We start from the raw sequence: 18492 nt of genomic DNA on the forward strand, positions 1-18492 counted from the left end.
ATTATAAATTGAAAGGATATTTAGTAATTAGAAAGATTTTATATGTTTGTATTGGTATCTATGTCATGGTTATTGATATAAAAAATATAACAGAGAGCAAAAGAAGATAAAATAACCTTGCGATTTATTTATGTAAAAACTTGATTTATTTTTTGTACCTTATCTTAATTATGCTATATTTAGTATTAAATACAGATTACTTATTATAACTTGTTAATATGCAACTAAAAATTTATAATACTAACTTTAAAGTTGCATATTAATCTAAGGATGCATTATGTATATAAATGGTTTATTTTATATTGAAGTCTATCAATATAATCATATTAGTAATCATAATGTCATTTATGGCGGTAAAGTACATCTTATTAGTAATAGTAATGATATAGCTACGTTTGACCAAATTTTATGGATATTAGGTGGCTTAGGAGCATTTGAGTCTTTTAAAGGTAATATTAAATGTGCCAATCAATCATATAATATGCAAATAAGTATAGGAAAAATTGTAGAATATAATTATGATGACTTAAAAGTCAAAGAGAAAAAAGGAAAAAGTGATATCATTATTTTTTACAATACTGAAGCTAGGAAAAATAATATTAAAATAATGCTACAACAGTTAATAATTTGATTAAAAATGTTAAGTGTTATAGTATTTATTTTTGATATAAAAGGTAGATTTATAAAATATTTAATTTTAAAACAAATCGAAAAATTGATGTTCTTAAAGGTATACTTATAGTAATGATAGTTATAAATCATTAGCTTATAAAAGATTTTTTATTAAAATTCAAGTTTAGTTTGTTTTAAAAAACAATATTACAAGTTTTATTATTTAAATATATTTAAAAATGTCATACTTAATTGTAACTATCTTTAAGGAAAATAATTCTTCCAGATTATTAAGTGTACAAGAAATACCATCATAGTAGAAATATAATAGATGTTTCTATTATAAAAATGTAAATTTGTAGTATTAATACAACTTAAAATTAATATTGAGTTATTACCTAGCAATATTTAATATATAAATGTAAACATTATTGTATACTTTTTGTATTATTGAGGTATATTTTGTTAAGTACTTTTTTAAGTTTAGTAATTCAAGGCATAGTAAAATGAGCTTAAAGGAAAATTTTATAAGTGTTATATTGAATTTTACATTATTGGGTATATTCAGAGTGTGTTTTATGATTATTAGTGATATAAAAAAAAGCTTTTTAGCAGTTTATTTATTGGTAACAATGGTATTACCTTTACAAGCCTTTTCCATTGATAGTGTGAAGAGTTTAAGTCAAGGTAATTTTTATATTAATGGTAGCTATGAAATAGGTTTTTTTGATGTTGAAGGTTTTTCAATTAGTGAAATGTCTATTGATAATAATGTAACTAAAACTAAGACAAGATTTCAGTTAAAACACGATTCTCAAGAATTTAAAAATTTTACTGATTTACGAAGTACAGGATTTTCTAACAAATATAAACCTACTGTTTTTGATAGAGGTTATTTAAACTTTGCAGGTTCTATTGGATATTCAAGAAATAATATTCGAATGGAGCTCGAATGTTCTTATGAAAATTCTGATGTTTTAGATGATGGTAAATATGCAGAAAAAGAAAATAGGCGGATTGTGGCTTTAGTACGTGGAGATAATGTGTCTATTGACACATCTGGAGTAAATTATATTATTGTGAAAAATAAAGGAATAGCGGATACATCTTTTACTTTTAATGTGTGCTATGATATTGTTTCAGAGTATAATCGGGTTGTACCATATTTGTGTGCTGGTGCAGGAGGAGATTTTATAAGTATGTTTGATGTTGTAAGAATGAAATTCAGTTATCAAGGCAAGATTGGTTTAAGCTATAAAATAGCACCAAATATGATAGCTTTTGTTCATACATATTATCATGATGTTATAGGAAATAGGTTTGATTATTTAAAAACCATAGTTTATGGGAAATTAAAAGATGCTCCTCAAGTTACTAGTGCTAGTGTTAGTGCTGATATTAAATATATGGGGGTAAGTCTTGGAATAAGATTTATGTTATAAAATATTAGTATCAAAATGTTATTTGCTCTATATTATTATAGGTTTAAAGATGGGTTATAAAAATTACACTTGTTTAGTTATATTTGTTGTAGCTGTGGTATTATCTGCTAAATCCTTCTCTCAAAGTTTTAGTAGAAATTTTTATATTAGTAGTCAATATAAGCCAGGAATTTCATTATTTAGTGGTTTTTCTATTCGTGAAACAATGCCAGGAGTTACTTATCCAGGTTTAAAAGGTCTTCCTGTAAGTTATTATTTAATGATTCCTACAGAAAAAAAGTATTTTAATCGTCATTTATTCGATATTTATTATGATAATAATCTTCTAGGTGCCGCCCTTTCAGTTGGGTACAATTATTCTAATAAATTAAGAATAGAAGTTGAAGGAACTTTAGAACATTTTAATCCTAGTAGAGGAAAATATAAATTTAATAGTCATCAATATTTTTCTTTAGGGCGAAAACAAAATGGTAATGGAAGCGAAAATGCTAGTGATTTTGTTGTATTAAAAAATGAAGGTATTTCTTTTAAATCAGGAATAGTTAATATTTGTTACGATGTTATGCGTAGTGAAGGAGTATTATCTCCTTACATGTGTGTGGGTGCTGGTATTGAAAATGTTTCTTTTTTAAAAGTGAATGAACCTAAATTTACTTATCAAGCTAAGTTTGGTATGAATTATTATACTAGTTCTAATATTGTAGTATTTTGTGGAGCTTATTATCACGGAATTTCAGGAAGTGAATATAGAAGGATACCTTTTTACAATGTTACTGTGTCATCAGATCCTAAAATTACAGATGCTTCAGCACATTTAAATACAGCTTATTTTGGAGCAGAATTAGGCTTAAGATTAACATTATAATAATAGTTATAAAAAAGTTATAGGTTTTTTTATGTATATAATTTAATGTCATATAAGGATTTAAGGGGTTTTATTAGTGATTTAGAAAAAAGCTCTGATCTTATAAGAGTTAAAGAGCAGGTATCTTCTTTTTTAGAGATTACAGAAATTCATAGAAGGGTTATAAGAAATAAAGGTCCAGCTATTATTTTTGAAAATGTGATTACTTCTCATAATAAGAGTTCTATGCCTGTTTTAGTTAATCTTTTTGGTACTATTGAAAGAATTGCTGCAGGAATTGGTATTACGCGTAATAAATTAAAGGATGTTGGTAATTTATTAGCGTATTTAAGATCTCCTACACCACCACATGGATTTAAAGATGCTTTAAAGATGGTACCTTTATTGAAAGACTTAATGACTACCATTCCTAAGACAATTAATAATGCTGTTTGTCAAGAAGTAGTTTTATTGGGAAAAGAAGTAGATTTATATAAAATTCCTATACAGACTTGTTGGCCACAAGAGCCAGCACCTCTTATTACATGGCCTATTGTTGTAACACATGGTCCTTCAAAGGCTAAGGATGATAGCTTTAATTTAGGAATATATCGTATGCAAGTTGTTAATAAAAATACAACTTTAATGCGGTGGTTAAAGCATCGTGGAGGAGCGAGACAGTATTCTCGATGGAAACAACAAGGTTACATAAAGGATTTTCCAGTAGCAGTAGTTATAGGTACTGATCCTGCAACAATAATTGCTGCTGTTACGCCAATTCCTGAAACTCTTTCTGAATACCAGTTTTCAGGATTATTACGTAAGAAATCTTTATATTTGACAAATTGCATTACAGTACCGTTAAAAGTCCCAGCAAATGCTGAAATTGTGTTAGAAGGATTTGTAAGTTTAAATGAATATGGTGATGAAGGTCCATACGGTGATCATACAGGGTATTATAATACTGTAGAAAAATTTCCTAAATTTAATGTTACTGCTATGACAATGAGAAAATCTCCCATTTACTTAAGTACTTTTACAGGTAAACCACCTGATGAGCCATCTGTTTTAGGGGAAGCATTAAATGAAATATTTATACCAATATTAATGTCTCAGTATCCAGAAGTAGTAGATTTTTGGTTACCTCCAGAAGGATGTTCTTATAGAATGGCTGTAGTATCCATAAAAAAATCTTATCCTGGACATGCTAAAAGAATAATTATGGGTATTTTTTCTTTTCTAACACAATTTTTATATGTAAAATTTGTAATAATTGTGGATGATGATATTAATATTAGAGATTGGAAAGAAGTAATTTGGGCTATGTCTACAAGAATGGATCCGATTAGAGATATGACTTTTATTGAAAGATCTCCTATTGATTACTTAGATTTTGCCTCTACTGAAGATGGATTAGGAAGTAAGGTTGGGCTTGATGCAACTAATAAAATTTATCCAGAAACCTCTAGAGATTGGGGTATACCTATACAAATGACAGAAGAAATAATAGAAAAAGTTACAAGTAAATGGTCTAAATATGGACTATAAGTTGAAGTAAAAACATTACTAATAGTAATAAATACATTATTCAGTTACCATTTTTTTCATTATAAAGTAAAATACTGATATATGTTTAACAAAAGCATATATTAGTGTATTAAATGATGTTTTATGTGATGATACTTTAGTATTTTATTTTAAAAGTTATAAGTTTTAAGATATTATTGATGAATTGTATTATGCTTACTATTACACTAATCTTATTATATTAAAAATATAAGCTTTATATTTTTGAACTTTATAAAATTGTAATACATTTTTATGCATTTTATATTTGTTGATAAAAGCATATATTGTATGTTATTGGATAAATATAATTTCATACTAATGCTTGCTATATATACATATAAGTTTTTTAGGTATTCTTTTAATATTTAGCTAAACAATTTACAATGTATACCATTAAGTTTTAATATACAGTTATATTGTTATGTTGCTGCTTATTGATATCCATGACAATGTTTATATTTTTTACCAGATCCGCAAGGGCATTTTTCATTACGTGATACTTTATTAAAAAAAGAACTATAATTAACAAGAAATTGACTTTTTAATGGAGCTTCATTTTTCAATTCTAAGTGTGATAGTTTTTGTATTATCATTTCATAAAACTTACTTAACATTGTTTGAAGCATAGAAAATGCTTCTATTTTGAATTCGTTTAATGGATCTTTTTGTGCTATGGATCGTAAGTTAATACCACACTTCAAGCAGTCTAATGCTGAAAGATGTTCTCTCCATAGATAATCTAAAGACATCATCATTACTTTTTTAACTGCAAAATTCCATAGATTTTCATGATATTTTGTAAATATTTGAGCTTTATTTAAAAGTAAATCATTAGCAACATTATTGAGATAGTCAATTATTTGATCTTTTAATTCAAAAGTGTTTATCTTGTTAATATCGATGTTAACGCCATATATTTTTGTAATTTCGGATGATAAAATTTCTATTGTTTCTTTACTTAAATTACAATATTTTTCTTGTATAATACTATTAATTATTTCTTGGTTTAAACTTTGATATATAGAGGATAAATCATATGATTCACTATCTAGAATTTTAGTTCTTTGTTCAAAAATAACTTTACGTTGTTCATTAATTACATCATCAAATCTTAATAAAGATTTCCGAATATCAAAGTTTCTTGATTCAACTTTATATTGAGCTTTTTCAATAGCTTTACTAATCCATTTATGTTGAATGGCTTCATCCTTTTTCATTCCTAGTTTTTGGAGTATATTTTTTATTCTATCAGATCCAAAAATTCTAAGTAAATCATCATCTAGCGATAAGAAAAATTTAGATAAGCCAGGATCTCCTTGCCTACCTGAGCGCCCACGTAGTTGATTATCAATTCTTCTGCTTTCATGTCTTTCTGTACCGATTATGCATAGTCCTCCAGCATCTATAACACGTTGCTTATCTTGTTTTACTTGATCTACAAGTTGTTTGTATTTCAATTCTTTTTCTTGTTTATTCGAAATATTAGCTAATTCTGTTTTTGCTAACATTTCAGCATTACCACCTAACTGAATATCTGTACCTCTTCCAGCCATATTTGTTGCTATAGTTACAGCTCCAGGTTTGCCAGCTTGAGCAATAATATATGCTTCTTGTTCGTGATAACGTGCATTTAATACAGAGTGTACTATTTTCTTTTTTGTAAGCAGCTTTGACAAAATTTCAGATTTTTCTATACTAATTGTGCCTACTAATACGGGTTGTAATTTTTTGTGACATTCTATAATAAAATCAATTACTGCATTAAACTTTGCTTCTTCTGTAGAATATATATCATCATTAAGGTCTATTCTTTTTATTGGAACATTAGTTGGTATTTGTATAACTTGTAATCTATAGATACCCCAAAATTCTTCAGATTCAGTTGATGCAGTACCTGTCATACCTGCAAGTTTTTTATACATACGAAAATAATTTTGAAAGGTAGTAGATGCCAAAGTTTGATTTTCGTTATTAACATTTAAATTTTCTTTTGCCTCTAAAGCTTGATGTAGACCATCAGAGTATCTTCTGCCTTCCATCATTCTGCCTGTAAACTCATCAATTATAATTACATTTCCATTTTTAACTATATAATCCTTGTTGATAAAAAACAATTTATGTGCGCGCAATGCTTGATTAATGTAATGCATCATTACAATGTTGCTAGTATCATATAAAGCTGAATCAGCAGAAATTAATTGATGAGATAGTAATAGTTTCTCAATTTTTGTAGTACCACTTTCGGTTAAAAACACAGATTTATTTTTTTCATCTAATTCATAATCTTCATCTTCTAAGTTGTATATTAACTTATCTATTTGTTTATATATGTCATTATTTTGTTCTATCTGCCCTGATATAATTAATGGTGTTCTTGCTTCATCTATTAATATAGAATCCACTTCATCAACAATTGCGTAATTAAAACTTCTTTGTACCATTTCATCTCTGGTAAATTTCATATTATCACGCAGATAATCAAATCCAAGTTCATTATTTGTTGAATATAGGATATCACATTTATAGGCATTTCTTCTTTCTTCATCGCTTGTATTACTGGTAATGCATCCTACTGTTATGTTTAATGCTTTATATAATTTTCCCATCCACTCAGAGTCACGTTTTGCTAGATAATCGTTAACTGTTACTATGTGAACACCATTTTCTTCTAAAGCATTAAGATATGCAGCTAATGTTGCTACTAATGTTTTACCTTCACCTGTTTTCATTTCAGCAATCATCCCTTTATGTAGTGTGATACCACCTATAAGTTGTACATCAAAATGTCTCATATTTAAGGTTCTTTTTGCTGCTTCACGTACAACTGCAAATGCTTGAACTAGAATATCATCAAGTGTTTTACCTTTTTTTAATAATTCCTTAAATTCTGATGTTTTTGCATATAGTAATTCATCAGATATAGATTCTAGACTCTTTTCTATTGCGTTAATTTCCGATACAATTTTTTGAAAAGCTTTTATAGAGTTATAATGCGATGACTTAAAAAGCCGTTGTATAATGCTTAGCATAAGGATGAATTCTATAATAAGTTGAGAATTATATGGATAAATTTCAAAAATTACAATTAAATTTAGTTAAATTTTCTGAATTACATAAATTGCAGTAGCACTTTCTTTAAGAGCAAGGATAGCTTTAATATCAATAGAAAGGTATGAATGCCAATATTGTAGCTATTGAAACTTTTATGCATATGTTTTTGTAGTTCATAATTATGTCTCCTAAATAAATATAAATTTAATGTTGAATGTATTGCCAATTTGAATGGCTTTATTTGTATGTTTATTGTTAATTTTATTGTTGTTAAGTGTAAGGTAATTAGCAATATTTGTTACTTTATGTTTGATGTAATTTAAGAATCTGTGTATATGTTCCTGCAATGTAGTGGTGGAATGTTTGTCGTTACTTAATAAGCAGAGTTTGGGGTTTTTTAGCTCGAAGCTTTTGCGAAGCTTTGAGCTAAAAAACCCTAGGAAATATTTTATTATCTTAAGAGGATGCCATATACAAACTTTCAAGACGCTATTCTTTAAAAGATAATATTTTTCTTTACTCAGAGTAAAAGAAATTGCTTTATCATTAGATTTTATAATATAAAACATATTATAAAAATTACTAATAACACCCTTTAATGCAAAGTCCTTAATAACACAAGGAACCTCTAACTGATAATGACTTATTGCTTTATTAGTAAAAAAAGACACAAAAGGAATAAATACCATAACTTTAACTAAACCCAAACCTAACACACACTATAATTAAAAAATCTCATAAAGTATTCCTTATAAATTAAACCTAACTCCAAATTCAGTACCAAAGTAACTAATACTAAGTGTAGACTCAGCAAATACCTTGCCTGCATTTAAATCCTCCTTGTGCATTGTAGGTAAATTACTAAACCTATTACCTATTACACCATGATAATAAGCTCCAAGAGATATAACGACATGAGAATTTATAATAAAACTTATACCTGACTTACCTTGATAAGCTAACTTTACAGAGTTAGAATCTAAGAAATTTACTAAACCTGCCCCAGCACCTGCACAAAAATAAGGGAATATATTATATTGCTTTAATGTTGAATTTAAAGCATCATAACAAACATTTAATAAAATTGAACCAGATTTTAAACCTTGATTCTCTATTATTACTTTTTTATTATCATGTCTTATTAGGGCAAAGTACTTGTAGTCCTTATGTAAGTAATCATCATCATTAAGATCAAAACTTTCATAAAAAGCTTCCAGCTCTAACCTTAAATATTCCTTTACTAAATAACCAATACCGCCTCCAAAACTAACCTTACTTATATTGTAAGTAGGAACATAATCACTAGTAAAAGGGTTGGTGCCATTACCATTAAACATATTACTTACAGATAAATTACCAGTAAAGGACTTACTTAAACCCATAACATTTGAGGTAGGGTACAACATTTCTTCAATGCTAAATTTTCTAAACTGTGGAACCCCTAACCTATGTTGCGCATAAATATATGCCCTATCTATAATTACATTACTATTAACATTATTACACGAGGAACTATACAATAAAGTACTTGATGAAGCACAACTTGAAAATAGTAATGCCACTAACGTAACTTTTATAGCAAAAAAAGTTTTACAACCCATATAAATAACAACCCTCGCTTTAATACAATGCTATACGTAACAATAAATATGACTAAAAAAGAATTAAGTCAAGAGAGTTAATGACTTATTTTTACAATTTAAAATAAATTTTAATCATTTGTTTAAAAAATGTGGTAATTATGTTACGTACAAGGTGCCTTAATATTGTTTACTAAAGTTAATTTTATAAAAAATGGCTAAAATATAAACCTCATGCCACACTCAAGGCCAAAAAAATTAATATCAAACTTAGCGCTAGGAGAGATATGCTTAGGATTGTCTTTAAGATTAAAGTTATTATACTCTACGGGAATATTTTTGAAATTGGTATTTGATAATTTTTGAGCATATCCATTAATAAACATTATTACTTTAGGGGATAAAAAATATTGCAAACCAGCTTTAGCCTGGTATGATAATTGAAGGTTAGTTAATGTAAGAAAATTAATTACACTACCTCCAATACCAACACATATGTTTGGTACTATCGGTATTCCTATTGTAATTAGATCATAACATGTATTCACAGTTAATGAATATATACTGATTCCATTATTTTCTGCAGTAACGTAATTACAGTCATCACTGTCACTAATAGTTTCAGATCTGGATAATGCAAAATACTTAGCATTTTCTTGATTTTTATATATTGTATTATCAATTAAGAATTGTTCATAAGAGCCTTCAATTTCTATGCGTGGTCCACTTACTGAATAGCCGATAGATAATGAATATCCTTTAAAATTAGGGTTATAAATAGGATCATATTTATCTTTAAAGTTGTCTTTAGAATTTAAAGGTAATTTTTCACTTGCATCTTTTTTTACGGCAAATAGTATTAAGGGCTTATTTTCTGCTTCAATAACAATAAAATTTTTAAAATAAGGATAGCTTGGCTTATATTGTCCACTTATATAAAATCCAGAACTCTCATTGTCTGTTGAAAAATCAATAGGGTTAGGTGAAGCATAAGACTTGCATGATACAAAAAATAAAATTGTAAAAATTATAGTAAAGATTTTTTCCTGATTCATAATATACGCTAGATAATTCATAACTAAACTATTAAATATATTGCTGAGCACTAAAAGATTATACATAAAATTATTATAATCGCTATAAGTATATTGCTAAATAAGTATCAAATTATTTTGGAAGGGAATTTTTATCTAAATGCAGGTTATCTATATTTTTGGCTAGGGAGCTGATTTTAATAGTCAAAAAAATTTTTTTAATGATATTAAAATGTATTGCTAATTAATGTAATTTAATCAAATATTAGTTAATATTTAAAGTATTTTATGATATACTTACAATGATATTATTTCCCTTCCGTTATTAGCATGTTTATTTATTATTCAAAGTTAAAGTTGAATATCTTTTTCTTCATTGTTTTCCGCGGACAACGATTTTACTAAATTATAAACTACATTACGAATTTTATCATTTCTAATACAAATATATGCTCTTACAAGCATTAGTATTTCTTTACTATCAATTGTATTATCATTATTAAATTCTGGTATGAAGCTTTCATTGTTATCTTTTAAAATATTATTAGATATTTCATTGTTGTCTGAGATATTTTGATTAATATTTACTTGTAATTTTGATATTACATCCATGACTCCTATACCCAGAACTTTTGTAAGCTCATATAGTCTACTGATAACTATTCTATTTGTTCCTTTTTCATATTTTTGAACTTGTTGAAATGTAATGCCCAATTTACTAGCAAGTTGGTTTTGACTCATTCCTCTAATAATGCGTTGTTTTTTTATTTCTCGTCCTACATATTGATCAACAGGATGAGGTTTTGTTTTTTCTTCGTTATTATTAGAATTAGAATTTTGCGTTTCTGATATCATAAATATTATCCTATGTGTTATGATTATTTACTTAGGATAAATCATACATTATTGTAATGCAACAGTTATTTTATGCATGTTATATAATAATAAAACTATAAAGAGTATGCTAAATTGGAAATAAAATTACAAGTAAATGTTTTGATCATAAATGTTGTTTTGTATTTCTGTAATAATAAATACTAATTACTAAAATATAGGTTTTTGATATAAAAAAATTTTCTTGATGCAAATAATACCTTATGTTAGCATTAAAAAATAGTAAATAAGGTAATTTAAGTGCTGGAGAGAACACTATCTATATTGAAGCCTGATGTAATTAAGCGTAATATTGTGGGTAATATTATTTCTTATATAGAGCAGGCAGGGCTAAAGATAGTCGCGCAGAAAATGTGTTTATTAACTCAACATCAAGCTAAAAAGTTTTATGAGATACATAAAGAACAGCCTTTCTTTTCTGATTTGATAAGTTTTATGACATCAGGGCCAGTAATAGTGCAGGTATTGGTAGGAGAAAAAGCCGTGACTTTATATAGAGAAGTTATAGGTGCAACTGATCCAAAAAAAGCTAGACCTGGCTCAATAAGAGCAGATTTTGCTGAAAGTATTGATGCTAATTGTGTCCATGGATCTGATAATCTAGGAAATGCTGAAAGAGAAATACAATTTTTTTTCCCTGAATGTGAAATTTTATATTAATGCTGTAACATATCTTTAGCAAATGATAAAAGTTGTGTTTTTGTTAGTTGATATGTGCTATTTTCCCAGGTTTGTTTTATTATATTTAACGTTTGTCCTAAGGTTTTGCCTTTTTTATAGCCTATGTTTAATAAATCATTTCCAGATATAGGGAACTTAGGGATTGTAAAATTGTTTGCAATGTTAATATATGGAGATAATTCATTATATGTGTTACCTGCTTCTGCATGACTAATTGTTATTAAATGACAATATAATTCCAATCCGAATTTACTGATATTTTTTTTTTGATTATTTATTGATAAGGGTATCGGTAGCTTATTTGTTGTAAGAATAAGTAGGGTCTTTTTTTGTTTATTCGATAATCGTAAAACATTACTGATATTTTCTGACATTTTTATCACACAATTATTTTCTACTGTTCTCAATAAAGCTGATAGCTTTACTATAGGAGGATTGTGGTATAATAAAGGTGATGATAATATATTAAGAGATATATTATAAGGGAGAATTTGCTCTAAAATGTTACATTGTTGCATTATTTGTAATGTAGTTGATATATTATTATATGATAAAAGTTTTAAAAATTCTTCTCTTACTCTTTCCTTAGATAATTTTTTTATAGTATATGAATATTTCTTAAATAATTCTATAATGTTTTTTTGCATTTGACTATCACTGCATATCATTGCATGAAATCGAAATGCTCTTAATATTCTAAGAAAATCTTCATTGATACGTTTTTCTGCATTACCTATAAAGTTTAATGTTTGATTGTTTAGGTCATGAATTCCAGAAAAGTAGTCATATATTTTTCCTTTTTTATCACAATATAAGGCATTGAAAGTAAAATCTCTTCTTTTTGCGTCTTCTTCCCAATTATTAGTGAAACTTACATTTGCATGTCTTCCATCACATTTTGTATCAGATCTTAGAGTTGTTATTTCGTATGGTATATTATTAACTATAGCAGTAATAGTACCGTGTTTAATACCAGTAGGAATTGCTTTTATATGTGAAGATTTTAAGGCTTGTATTGTCTCATTAGGGGTTAGAGTGGTTGCAAAATCAGTATCGGTAAACTTTTTATTAATTATACTATCTCTTACACATCCGCCAACAAGCCTTATCTCTCCATCAAATTTTTCTATAGCATTTATTATTAAAAGAACATTAGGATTTTGTATGAGTTTAGAGATCATTTATTTTTACTTGAAACAAATTTAATAATAGCAAATCTATTTTAAGATAACTATAAAATTGATTTTGTTTAATGTAGTAAAATAAAAAGCAACATAATATCATGTGATAGGAAACTATGATCAGTGAATAGTACACGTATTTGTGTGTATAACTGATTTATAAAATTCCTTTATAGGGAATAAAATCTTTTTCGTATTCGTGAAAAAATTTATTAATTTCTTTGAAAAATTTAATAATTTTATTATTAATCCGTTAATAAACCAGCTATGTTTAAATAGCAAAGTGTTAAGTTGTACTGTTATTTTTAAATTATGAAACTACCGTCAACTTTATTTAATAAAAGGAATCTACTTGTACTATATATTAGAAATATTTATAAGATTATTCTAGGGGAAAAAACATGACAATGCTTAACCTTAAAAATCCTATAATAAACCACAGTTTTCACACTTTTATTTCTATATTGCATGTTTAGAAGCTATAAATACTAGTCTAGAGAAAAAATGTATTTTATTAAGTCTATTATATCTATATGTTATGTCTAGCTATATTAGTAATATACAGCGCAGATTGGATACATCTGGTACTAAGGAAATATCAATAAAAAGTCATGGAACAGATAAAATATCCTTACAAATACCAGGTATTTATAATACAAAAAATATTGCGTTTTATTATTTTGCGAATTGGTAATTACATAGTTATAAATTAAAGTAATGATGCGTCACTGTAATTAGTATACATTATTTAATATGGTTTTGTTTATTATATTTATAGAGTTTTAATTAAAACATCCCAAAAAATACAAGACTATAAAGAACTGACCTTGTTCTTGTACTATATATTAGAAATCTGTTGCGTAGCAATAAGTAACAACAAACATTTAACAGTTATATGCAGGAACATATAACATAGTAGCTCACAGAAATTAATCAACATCACATTGTAAAAAACACTCATATCACTTATTTTGTGAATTATAATGCACATTAATATTATACTGGTAATCTATTTGTTACTTTATAAGAAAGCTGTTACATTAGATGATAATGTACATTAAATTATAAAAAAATGCAATCTATATATTACTTATAGTCTTAAGATAGTTGCATTCAATATTGGTTAAGTAAAAGAACTATTAGAGAAATATTTAGATTGATAGTACATAATATATATTATATATTCCCCTTTTCTTCAAAAAAAGACAATTATTTTATTATAATAAATTCATTAAATACTAAGACAGTTTTATAGGTTTTATACTTTATTAGATGTTAATTTTTAATTCAAAAATTTTATTAATGAATTTCAAATTTTGTACCATTAAGAATAAAGTTCCTTAAAGCATATGCATAAAAGTTTCAATAGCTACAATATTGGCATTCATACCTTTTTATTCTTTTGCACAAGTTAAAGGATCAGAAGGTAGTAATAACGTAAACAATCATGGATTTTATATAGGAGGACAATATAAACCTGGTATTGGTGTAATTGGTGATCTATCAGTAAAAGCTGATTCTATTGATATTAAAGCTATCCTTGCTCTTAAAGCAGATGCTGCTGCAGAAAACCCAGCAGGTGCAAACAATGTACCATCAGAAGTTAGTAAATTTATACAAAAACCAGATAATTTTAAAGGATTTTATAAACCTACTTATAATAATAGTTTTGCTGGTTTTAGTGGTCTTATTGGTTATTCTACTCCTAATGGTGTTAGACTTGAATTGGAAGGATCTTTTGAAAATTTTGAATTGAAAAACTCTAATAAATGTACCCTTAAAAATGCTTATAAATATTTCGCTGCTGCTGCTAAATTAAAAGCTAACAATGATGAGATAGATGATGCGGCGGCGGGGGAGAATGAGAACCATAATAAATATTTGATCATTATAATGTTCTAGATATTAAAGCTATCCTTGGCCTAAGTCTTAAAGCAAATTCTTTATAAACGTAATACAATTTATATTTGTTGATGAAAGCATAATTGTATGTTATTGGATAAATATAATTTTTATCTTTAAAAGAATATATCGTTATTGATGCTCTTTATATTAAAACATTGCATAAATGTGGAATAATAGAAATATTATTATGTACATAATTCTTAAGCTTATTACATATATGGTATACTTATGATATAGAACATAACTATGTTTTATACATTTTATATGCAATACTGTTTTAGATATTATGTTTAAGTAGTTATGCTAATGTTAAATTATATTAAGACATTACTTAAATTTGTTGACAATTGTATGGCATTGATATAGATATAGATAGGTTCTCCAGGATATTATTTTTTTCTTCTTATTGTGGTTTTTAATGTCTAACAATGTTAATGTTGATAAGCAAAAAGCTTTGGATAGTGCTATTAGTCAAATAGAAAAGGCTTTTGGGCGTGGTGCAATAATGAAGCTAAAGCAGCACGCTATTGAAAAAATAGATAGTATTCCTACAGGGTCCATAGCATTAGATATTGCTCTTGGTATAGGTGGATTTCCAAAAGGTAGGATTATTGAGATTTTTGGGCCTGAAAGCTCAGGAAAGACAACGCTTGCATTGCATGCTATTGCAGAAGCCCAAAAAATGGGTGGAAATTGTGCATTTATTGATGCTGAGCATGCTTTGGATATAATGTATGCACGTAAGCTTGGTGTAAATATCGGTGATTTAGTGGTATCTCAGCCGGATACGGGGGAGCAAGCTCTACATATAGTTGAATATTTAGTATGTTCTGGTGCAATGGATGTAATAGTTATAGATTCTGTTGCTGCTTTAACTCCTAGAGCTGAGATAGAAGGTGATATGGGTGATCAGCATATGGGATTACAGGCTAGATTACTAAGTCATGCTTTGCGCAAGTTGACTTCCGTGGTATCAAAGGCTAATTGTATTCTTATTTTTATTAACCAAATTCGTATGAAAATAGGAATGGTATATGGTAATCCTGAAACTACGACTGGTGGCAACGCATTGAAGTTTTATACTTCTGTAAGGCTAGATATCCGTAAAGTTAGTTCGATAAAAGATAAGGATAATGTAATTGGTAGTCAGACTAAGGTAAAGGTTGTTAAGAATAAGGTTGCTCCTCCCTTTAGACAAGCTGATTTTGATATTATGTATAATGAAGGTATATCAAAAGTTGGTGAGATTATTGATATGGGTGTGAAATTCAATTTTATTGAAAAATCTGGTTCTTATTATTCTTATAATTCTACTAGAATGGGACAAGGAAAGGAAAATACTAAAGCTTATTTAAAGGCTAATCCTGATGTTGCAGATGAGATAGAAAAAAAAATAAGAGACTATTTATCACAAAATGCAGATGAATATGTTATGAATAACATTGCAAGTGTTGATATTATGCAGCAAATGACAGAAGAGGTTTTTTAATTTATTTGTTATAACTACTATATTATACTAATGATTTAAAGTGATATATTACTCATTGTATCTACATAATGTACTTGTAGTAATTTTTTTATGCAACTTTTTACTATAGCAAAGTTTCTATGTATATTATTAACTCTGATATTAATTTAGCAACGCTTCTATTGTTTCCTCCCTCAGCTTATTGTAGTAGGGGGTGTCAATGTCAGTATATATATCTTAAATATTAGGGTTTATTATTTAATAATTTTAAAATGTAGTTAGTTTTTAATGACAAATGTGAAGAATATATCTGTATTTTATGTAAGTATATCTAGTCTTGCTGTTGATTAAGTTTCTTTAATTTACTTTAAATTCTATTCTTGATTTTTCCTCTTAAAGGGAAGGATAGTAATAAAAACTACATAATAAGTAGTATGATAAGTGCTGGGTTATTAAATTATAGAAGAAACTTTTAAAATAACAAATTGCGTTGTATATATAATTAATTATTTATATGGTATATTTCATAATATATGTTAAGTGAAAATTTGTTAAGTATCTTCATTAATAGTGGTGCAGTATTGAAAGGTCACTTTATATTATCTTCAGGAGTACATAGTGATACATATATACAATGTGCTAAATTATTTGAGAATCCTAAAATTGGTGAAGAATTATGTACCTTTTTAATAAGAAAAGCTCAGGATAAAATTCTTACACAGAATATCGATCTTGTAATTTCTCCAGCAATTGGAGGTATAGTAGTGGGATATGAAGTTGCTAAACAATTAGGAGTTAGGTTCGTGTTTTTTGAACGGGTAGAAGGTGCATTTATGTTGCGTAGAGGATTTGAAATAAAATATAGTGATAAAATCCTAATTGTTGAGGATGTTATTACAACAGGGAAGTCTTCAATGGAAATATTAAAATGTATTGGTAATATGAAAGATAACGTAGTTGGTGAATTAAGTATGGTAAAGCGTAATAATAATGGATTGAGTATACCTTTTCCTGTTGTAAGCTTGCTTGAATTGGAAATACCACATTATGCAGATGATAATCTTCCTGATGATTTGAAGCAAATACCTGCAGTATATCATGGAAGTAGATTTACTATGTAGTATTGATAAGTAAATAATAATGTAATTATAAAATGATGGTTGATTATATTATTTGTAGTGTAAATAAAGGTATTATATGGCATCTTACAAATGCTTAATTTAATGTAATAGCATAGAATATGTTATTGGAAGCAAAACGTTATATAAGGCAAATGATTATTCCTCAAATAGGAATAGAAGGGCAAAAAAGTCTTAAAAATAGTCAAGTTTTAGTTATTGGGTGTGGTGGTATAGGAAGTATTGTTATACCTTTAATTGCTGCAAGTGGTATTGGTAAGATTATATTATGTGATAATGATAATATACAGTTGCCTAATTTTAATAGGCAAATAATTTATAGGGAGAATAATATAGGTAGTAGTAAAGTATTAAAGTCTAAGGAATTTGTGGAGCTATTTAATTCTGATATAGAAGTTGAAGCGTTAAATGTTTTTGTAGGACCTAAAAATTTTGAAAGTATTTTTAGTAGCGTTGATCTTGTAATAGACTGTACTGATAGATTAGCAATCAAATTATTTCTTAATGATGCATGTGTATTAATTGGTAAAGCATTAATACATAGTGCAGCTATTGGATTTACAGGGCAAGTATTAACAATTCCTCCTTATGGAAAGCCATGTTTACGTTGTTTTTTTGAAGATAGACATATGAGTGTTAATTTGAATTGTGCTAATGCAGGAATTTTGAGTGCTACTGTTGGAGTAGTAGGTAGTATAATATCTATGGAAGTAGTTAAACATCTGATAAATATATCTACAAATTTGGTTGGAAAATTGCTAAGAATAGATTTAGAAAATAATCGTTTTGTTACCTATGATTTTATTGCAAATAAGTCATGTATAGCATGCGGAGATAATGTGAAGGTTGATCCATATGATGCAAATAACTATGAAAGTAAATTGTATTTTTAATTATATTTAATTTAATACATAAATTATTAATAGTATAAAAAATTAATACGCTATAATTGTGCTATAGTACTTATTTAAGTATTGCAAATTTTAGTATAAGAAAGCTTATGTAAAGTATTATTATACATTAATGTAGTAGTGTATTACTAGTGATAGTGTATTTTTTGATACAGTGCAATTATAAATAGTGTTTTGTGTG

At 27.1% G+C, this 18492-nt stretch carries 16 protein-coding genes; 10 read left to right on the top strand and 6 right to left on the bottom strand.

The features are described from left to right. Positions 1-277: 277 nt before the first annotated feature. The 4 genes from HL033_RS02270 to HL033_RS02285 all read left to right on the top strand — a co-directional run bounded on the left by HL033_RS02270 (position 278) and on the right by HL033_RS02285 (position 4446). A complete protein-coding gene (locus tag HL033_RS02270; protein ID WP_218193693.1) occupies positions 278-631 on the top strand; it encodes a hypothetical protein in 354 nt (117 codons plus the stop codon). Between the two features lie 559 nt (positions 632-1190). Continuing rightward, complete coding sequence (locus HL033_RS02275) at positions 1191-2054, top strand: P44/Msp2 family outer membrane protein (protein ID WP_218193694.1); 864 nt, start codon at positions 1191-1193, stop codon at positions 2052-2054. 49 nt (positions 2055-2103) lie between these two features. Beyond that, complete coding sequence (locus HL033_RS02280) at positions 2104-2919, top strand: P44/Msp2 family outer membrane protein (protein ID WP_218193695.1); 816 nt, start codon at positions 2104-2106, stop codon at positions 2917-2919. 45 nt (positions 2920-2964) lie between these two features. Further along, positions 2965-4446, top strand: coding sequence for a UbiD family decarboxylase (locus tag HL033_RS02285; RefSeq protein ID WP_218193696.1), 1482 nt, complete (start codon positions 2965-2967; stop codon positions 4444-4446). Between the two features lie 452 nt (positions 4447-4898). Here HL033_RS02285 and secA read toward each other — a convergent pair whose 3' ends face one another. The 5 genes from secA to HL033_RS02310 form a co-directional block, all read right to left on the bottom strand. Next, complete coding sequence (gene secA, locus HL033_RS02290) at positions 4899-7496, bottom strand: preprotein translocase subunit SecA (RefSeq protein WP_218193697.1); 2598 nt, start codon at positions 7494-7496, stop codon at positions 4899-4901. Positions 7497-7706: 210 nt separating this feature from the next. Continuing rightward, positions 7707-8207 carry a hypothetical protein gene (locus HL033_RS02295; RefSeq protein ID WP_218193698.1) on the bottom strand — a complete coding sequence of 167 codons (501 nt, stop codon included), beginning with the start codon at positions 8205-8207 and terminating at the stop codon, positions 7707-7709. A 60-nt stretch (positions 8208-8267) separates the two neighbouring features. After that, entirely contained in the window at positions 8268-9119 is an 852-nt protein-coding gene (locus tag HL033_RS02300; RefSeq protein ID WP_218193699.1) for a P44/Msp2 family outer membrane protein, read from the bottom strand. Positions 9120-9316: 197 nt separating this feature from the next. Continuing rightward, a complete protein-coding gene (locus HL033_RS02305; RefSeq protein ID WP_218193700.1) occupies positions 9317-10174 on the bottom strand; it encodes a P44/Msp2 family outer membrane protein in 858 nt (285 codons plus the stop codon). 309 nt (positions 10175-10483) lie between these two features. After that, a complete protein-coding gene (locus HL033_RS02310) occupies positions 10484-10987 on the bottom strand; it encodes a helix-turn-helix domain-containing protein (protein ID WP_218193702.1) in 504 nt (167 codons plus the stop codon). Positions 10988-11266: 279 nt separating this feature from the next. Here HL033_RS02310 and ndk point away from each other — a divergent pair, with 279 nt between their 5' ends. After that, positions 11267-11686 carry a nucleoside-diphosphate kinase gene (gene ndk, locus HL033_RS02315; protein ID WP_218193703.1) on the top strand — a complete coding sequence of 140 codons (420 nt, stop codon included), beginning with the start codon at positions 11267-11269 and terminating at the stop codon, positions 11684-11686. On the opposite strand, the gene HL033_RS02320 is transcribed toward ndk, so the two are convergent. Next, entirely contained in the window at positions 11683-12888 is a 1206-nt protein-coding gene (locus tag HL033_RS02320; protein ID WP_218193704.1) for a CCA tRNA nucleotidyltransferase, read from the bottom strand. The genes ndk and HL033_RS02320 overlap by 4 nt on opposite strands. A gap of 538 nt (positions 12889-13426) precedes the next feature. Here HL033_RS02320 and HL033_RS02325 point away from each other — a divergent pair. The 5 genes from HL033_RS02325 (at position 13427) to HL033_RS02345 (ending at position 18293) form a co-directional block, all read left to right on the top strand. Beyond that, a complete protein-coding gene (locus HL033_RS02325) occupies positions 13427-13582 on the top strand; it encodes a hypothetical protein (protein WP_218193705.1) in 156 nt (51 codons plus the stop codon). 683 nt (positions 13583-14265) lie between these two features. Continuing rightward, positions 14266-14790, top strand: a complete 525-nt coding sequence (locus HL033_RS02330) for a P44/Msp2 family outer membrane protein (RefSeq protein ID WP_218193706.1) — start codon at positions 14266-14268, stop codon at positions 14788-14790. 421 nt (positions 14791-15211) lie between these two features. Next, on the top strand, positions 15212-16282 hold the full coding sequence (gene recA / locus HL033_RS02335; protein WP_218193707.1) for a recombinase RecA: 1071 nt from the start codon (positions 15212-15214) through the stop codon (positions 16280-16282). 512 nt (positions 16283-16794) lie between these two features. After that, positions 16795-17382 carry an orotate phosphoribosyltransferase gene (pyrE, locus tag HL033_RS02340; RefSeq protein WP_218193709.1) on the top strand — a complete coding sequence of 196 codons (588 nt, stop codon included), beginning with the start codon at positions 16795-16797 and terminating at the stop codon, positions 17380-17382. Between the two features lie 119 nt (positions 17383-17501). Next, positions 17502-18293 carry a HesA/MoeB/ThiF family protein gene (locus HL033_RS02345; protein ID WP_246575202.1) on the top strand — a complete coding sequence of 264 codons (792 nt, stop codon included), beginning with the start codon at positions 17502-17504 and terminating at the stop codon, positions 18291-18293. Positions 18294-18492 lie beyond the last annotated feature (199 nt).

This window comes from Neoehrlichia mikurensis, assembly GCF_019186785.1.
In the GTDB taxonomy this organism is placed as follows: Bacteria; Pseudomonadota; Alphaproteobacteria; order Rickettsiales; family Anaplasmataceae; genus Neoehrlichia; species Neoehrlichia mikurensis.

Excerpts from the sequence above, each read along its gene's own strand:
- HL033_RS02270 (WP_218193693.1), top strand. The coding sequence starts at position 278 with ATGTATATAAATGGTTTATTTTATATTGAAGTCTATCAATATAATCAT.
- HL033_RS02275 (WP_218193694.1), top strand. The coding sequence starts at position 1,191 with ATGATTATTAGTGATATAAAAAAAAGCTTTTTAGCAGTTTATTTATTG.
- HL033_RS02280 (WP_218193695.1), top strand. The coding sequence starts at position 2,104 with ATGGGTTATAAAAATTACACTTGTTTAGTTATATTTGTTGTAGCTGTG.
- HL033_RS02285 (WP_218193696.1), top strand. The coding sequence starts at position 2,965 with ATGTCATATAAGGATTTAAGGGGTTTTATTAGTGATTTAGAAAAAAGC.
- secA (WP_218193697.1), bottom strand. The coding sequence starts at position 7,496 with ATGCTAAGCATTATACAACGGCTTTTTAAGTCATCGCATTATAACTCT.
- HL033_RS02295 (WP_218193698.1), bottom strand. The coding sequence starts at position 8,207 with ATGGTATTTATTCCTTTTGTGTCTTTTTTTACTAATAAAGCAATAAGT.
- HL033_RS02300 (WP_218193699.1), bottom strand. The coding sequence starts at position 9,119 with ATGGGTTGTAAAACTTTTTTTGCTATAAAAGTTACGTTAGTGGCATTA.
- HL033_RS02305 (WP_218193700.1), bottom strand. The coding sequence starts at position 10,174 with ATGAATTATCTAGCGTATATTATGAATCAGGAAAAAATCTTTACTATA.
- HL033_RS02310 (WP_218193702.1), bottom strand. The coding sequence starts at position 10,987 with ATGATATCAGAAACGCAAAATTCTAATTCTAATAATAACGAAGAAAAA.
- HL033_RS02320 (WP_218193704.1), bottom strand. The coding sequence starts at position 12,888 with ATGATCTCTAAACTCATACAAAATCCTAATGTTCTTTTAATAATAAAT.
- HL033_RS02325 (WP_218193705.1), top strand. The coding sequence starts at position 13,427 with ATGTCTAGCTATATTAGTAATATACAGCGCAGATTGGATACATCTGGT.
- recA (WP_218193707.1), top strand. The coding sequence starts at position 15,212 with ATGTCTAACAATGTTAATGTTGATAAGCAAAAAGCTTTGGATAGTGCT.
- pyrE (WP_218193709.1), top strand. The coding sequence starts at position 16,795 with ATGTTAAGTGAAAATTTGTTAAGTATCTTCATTAATAGTGGTGCAGTA.
- HL033_RS02345 (WP_246575202.1), top strand. The coding sequence starts at position 17,502 with ATGTTATTGGAAGCAAAACGTTATATAAGGCAAATGATTATTCCTCAA.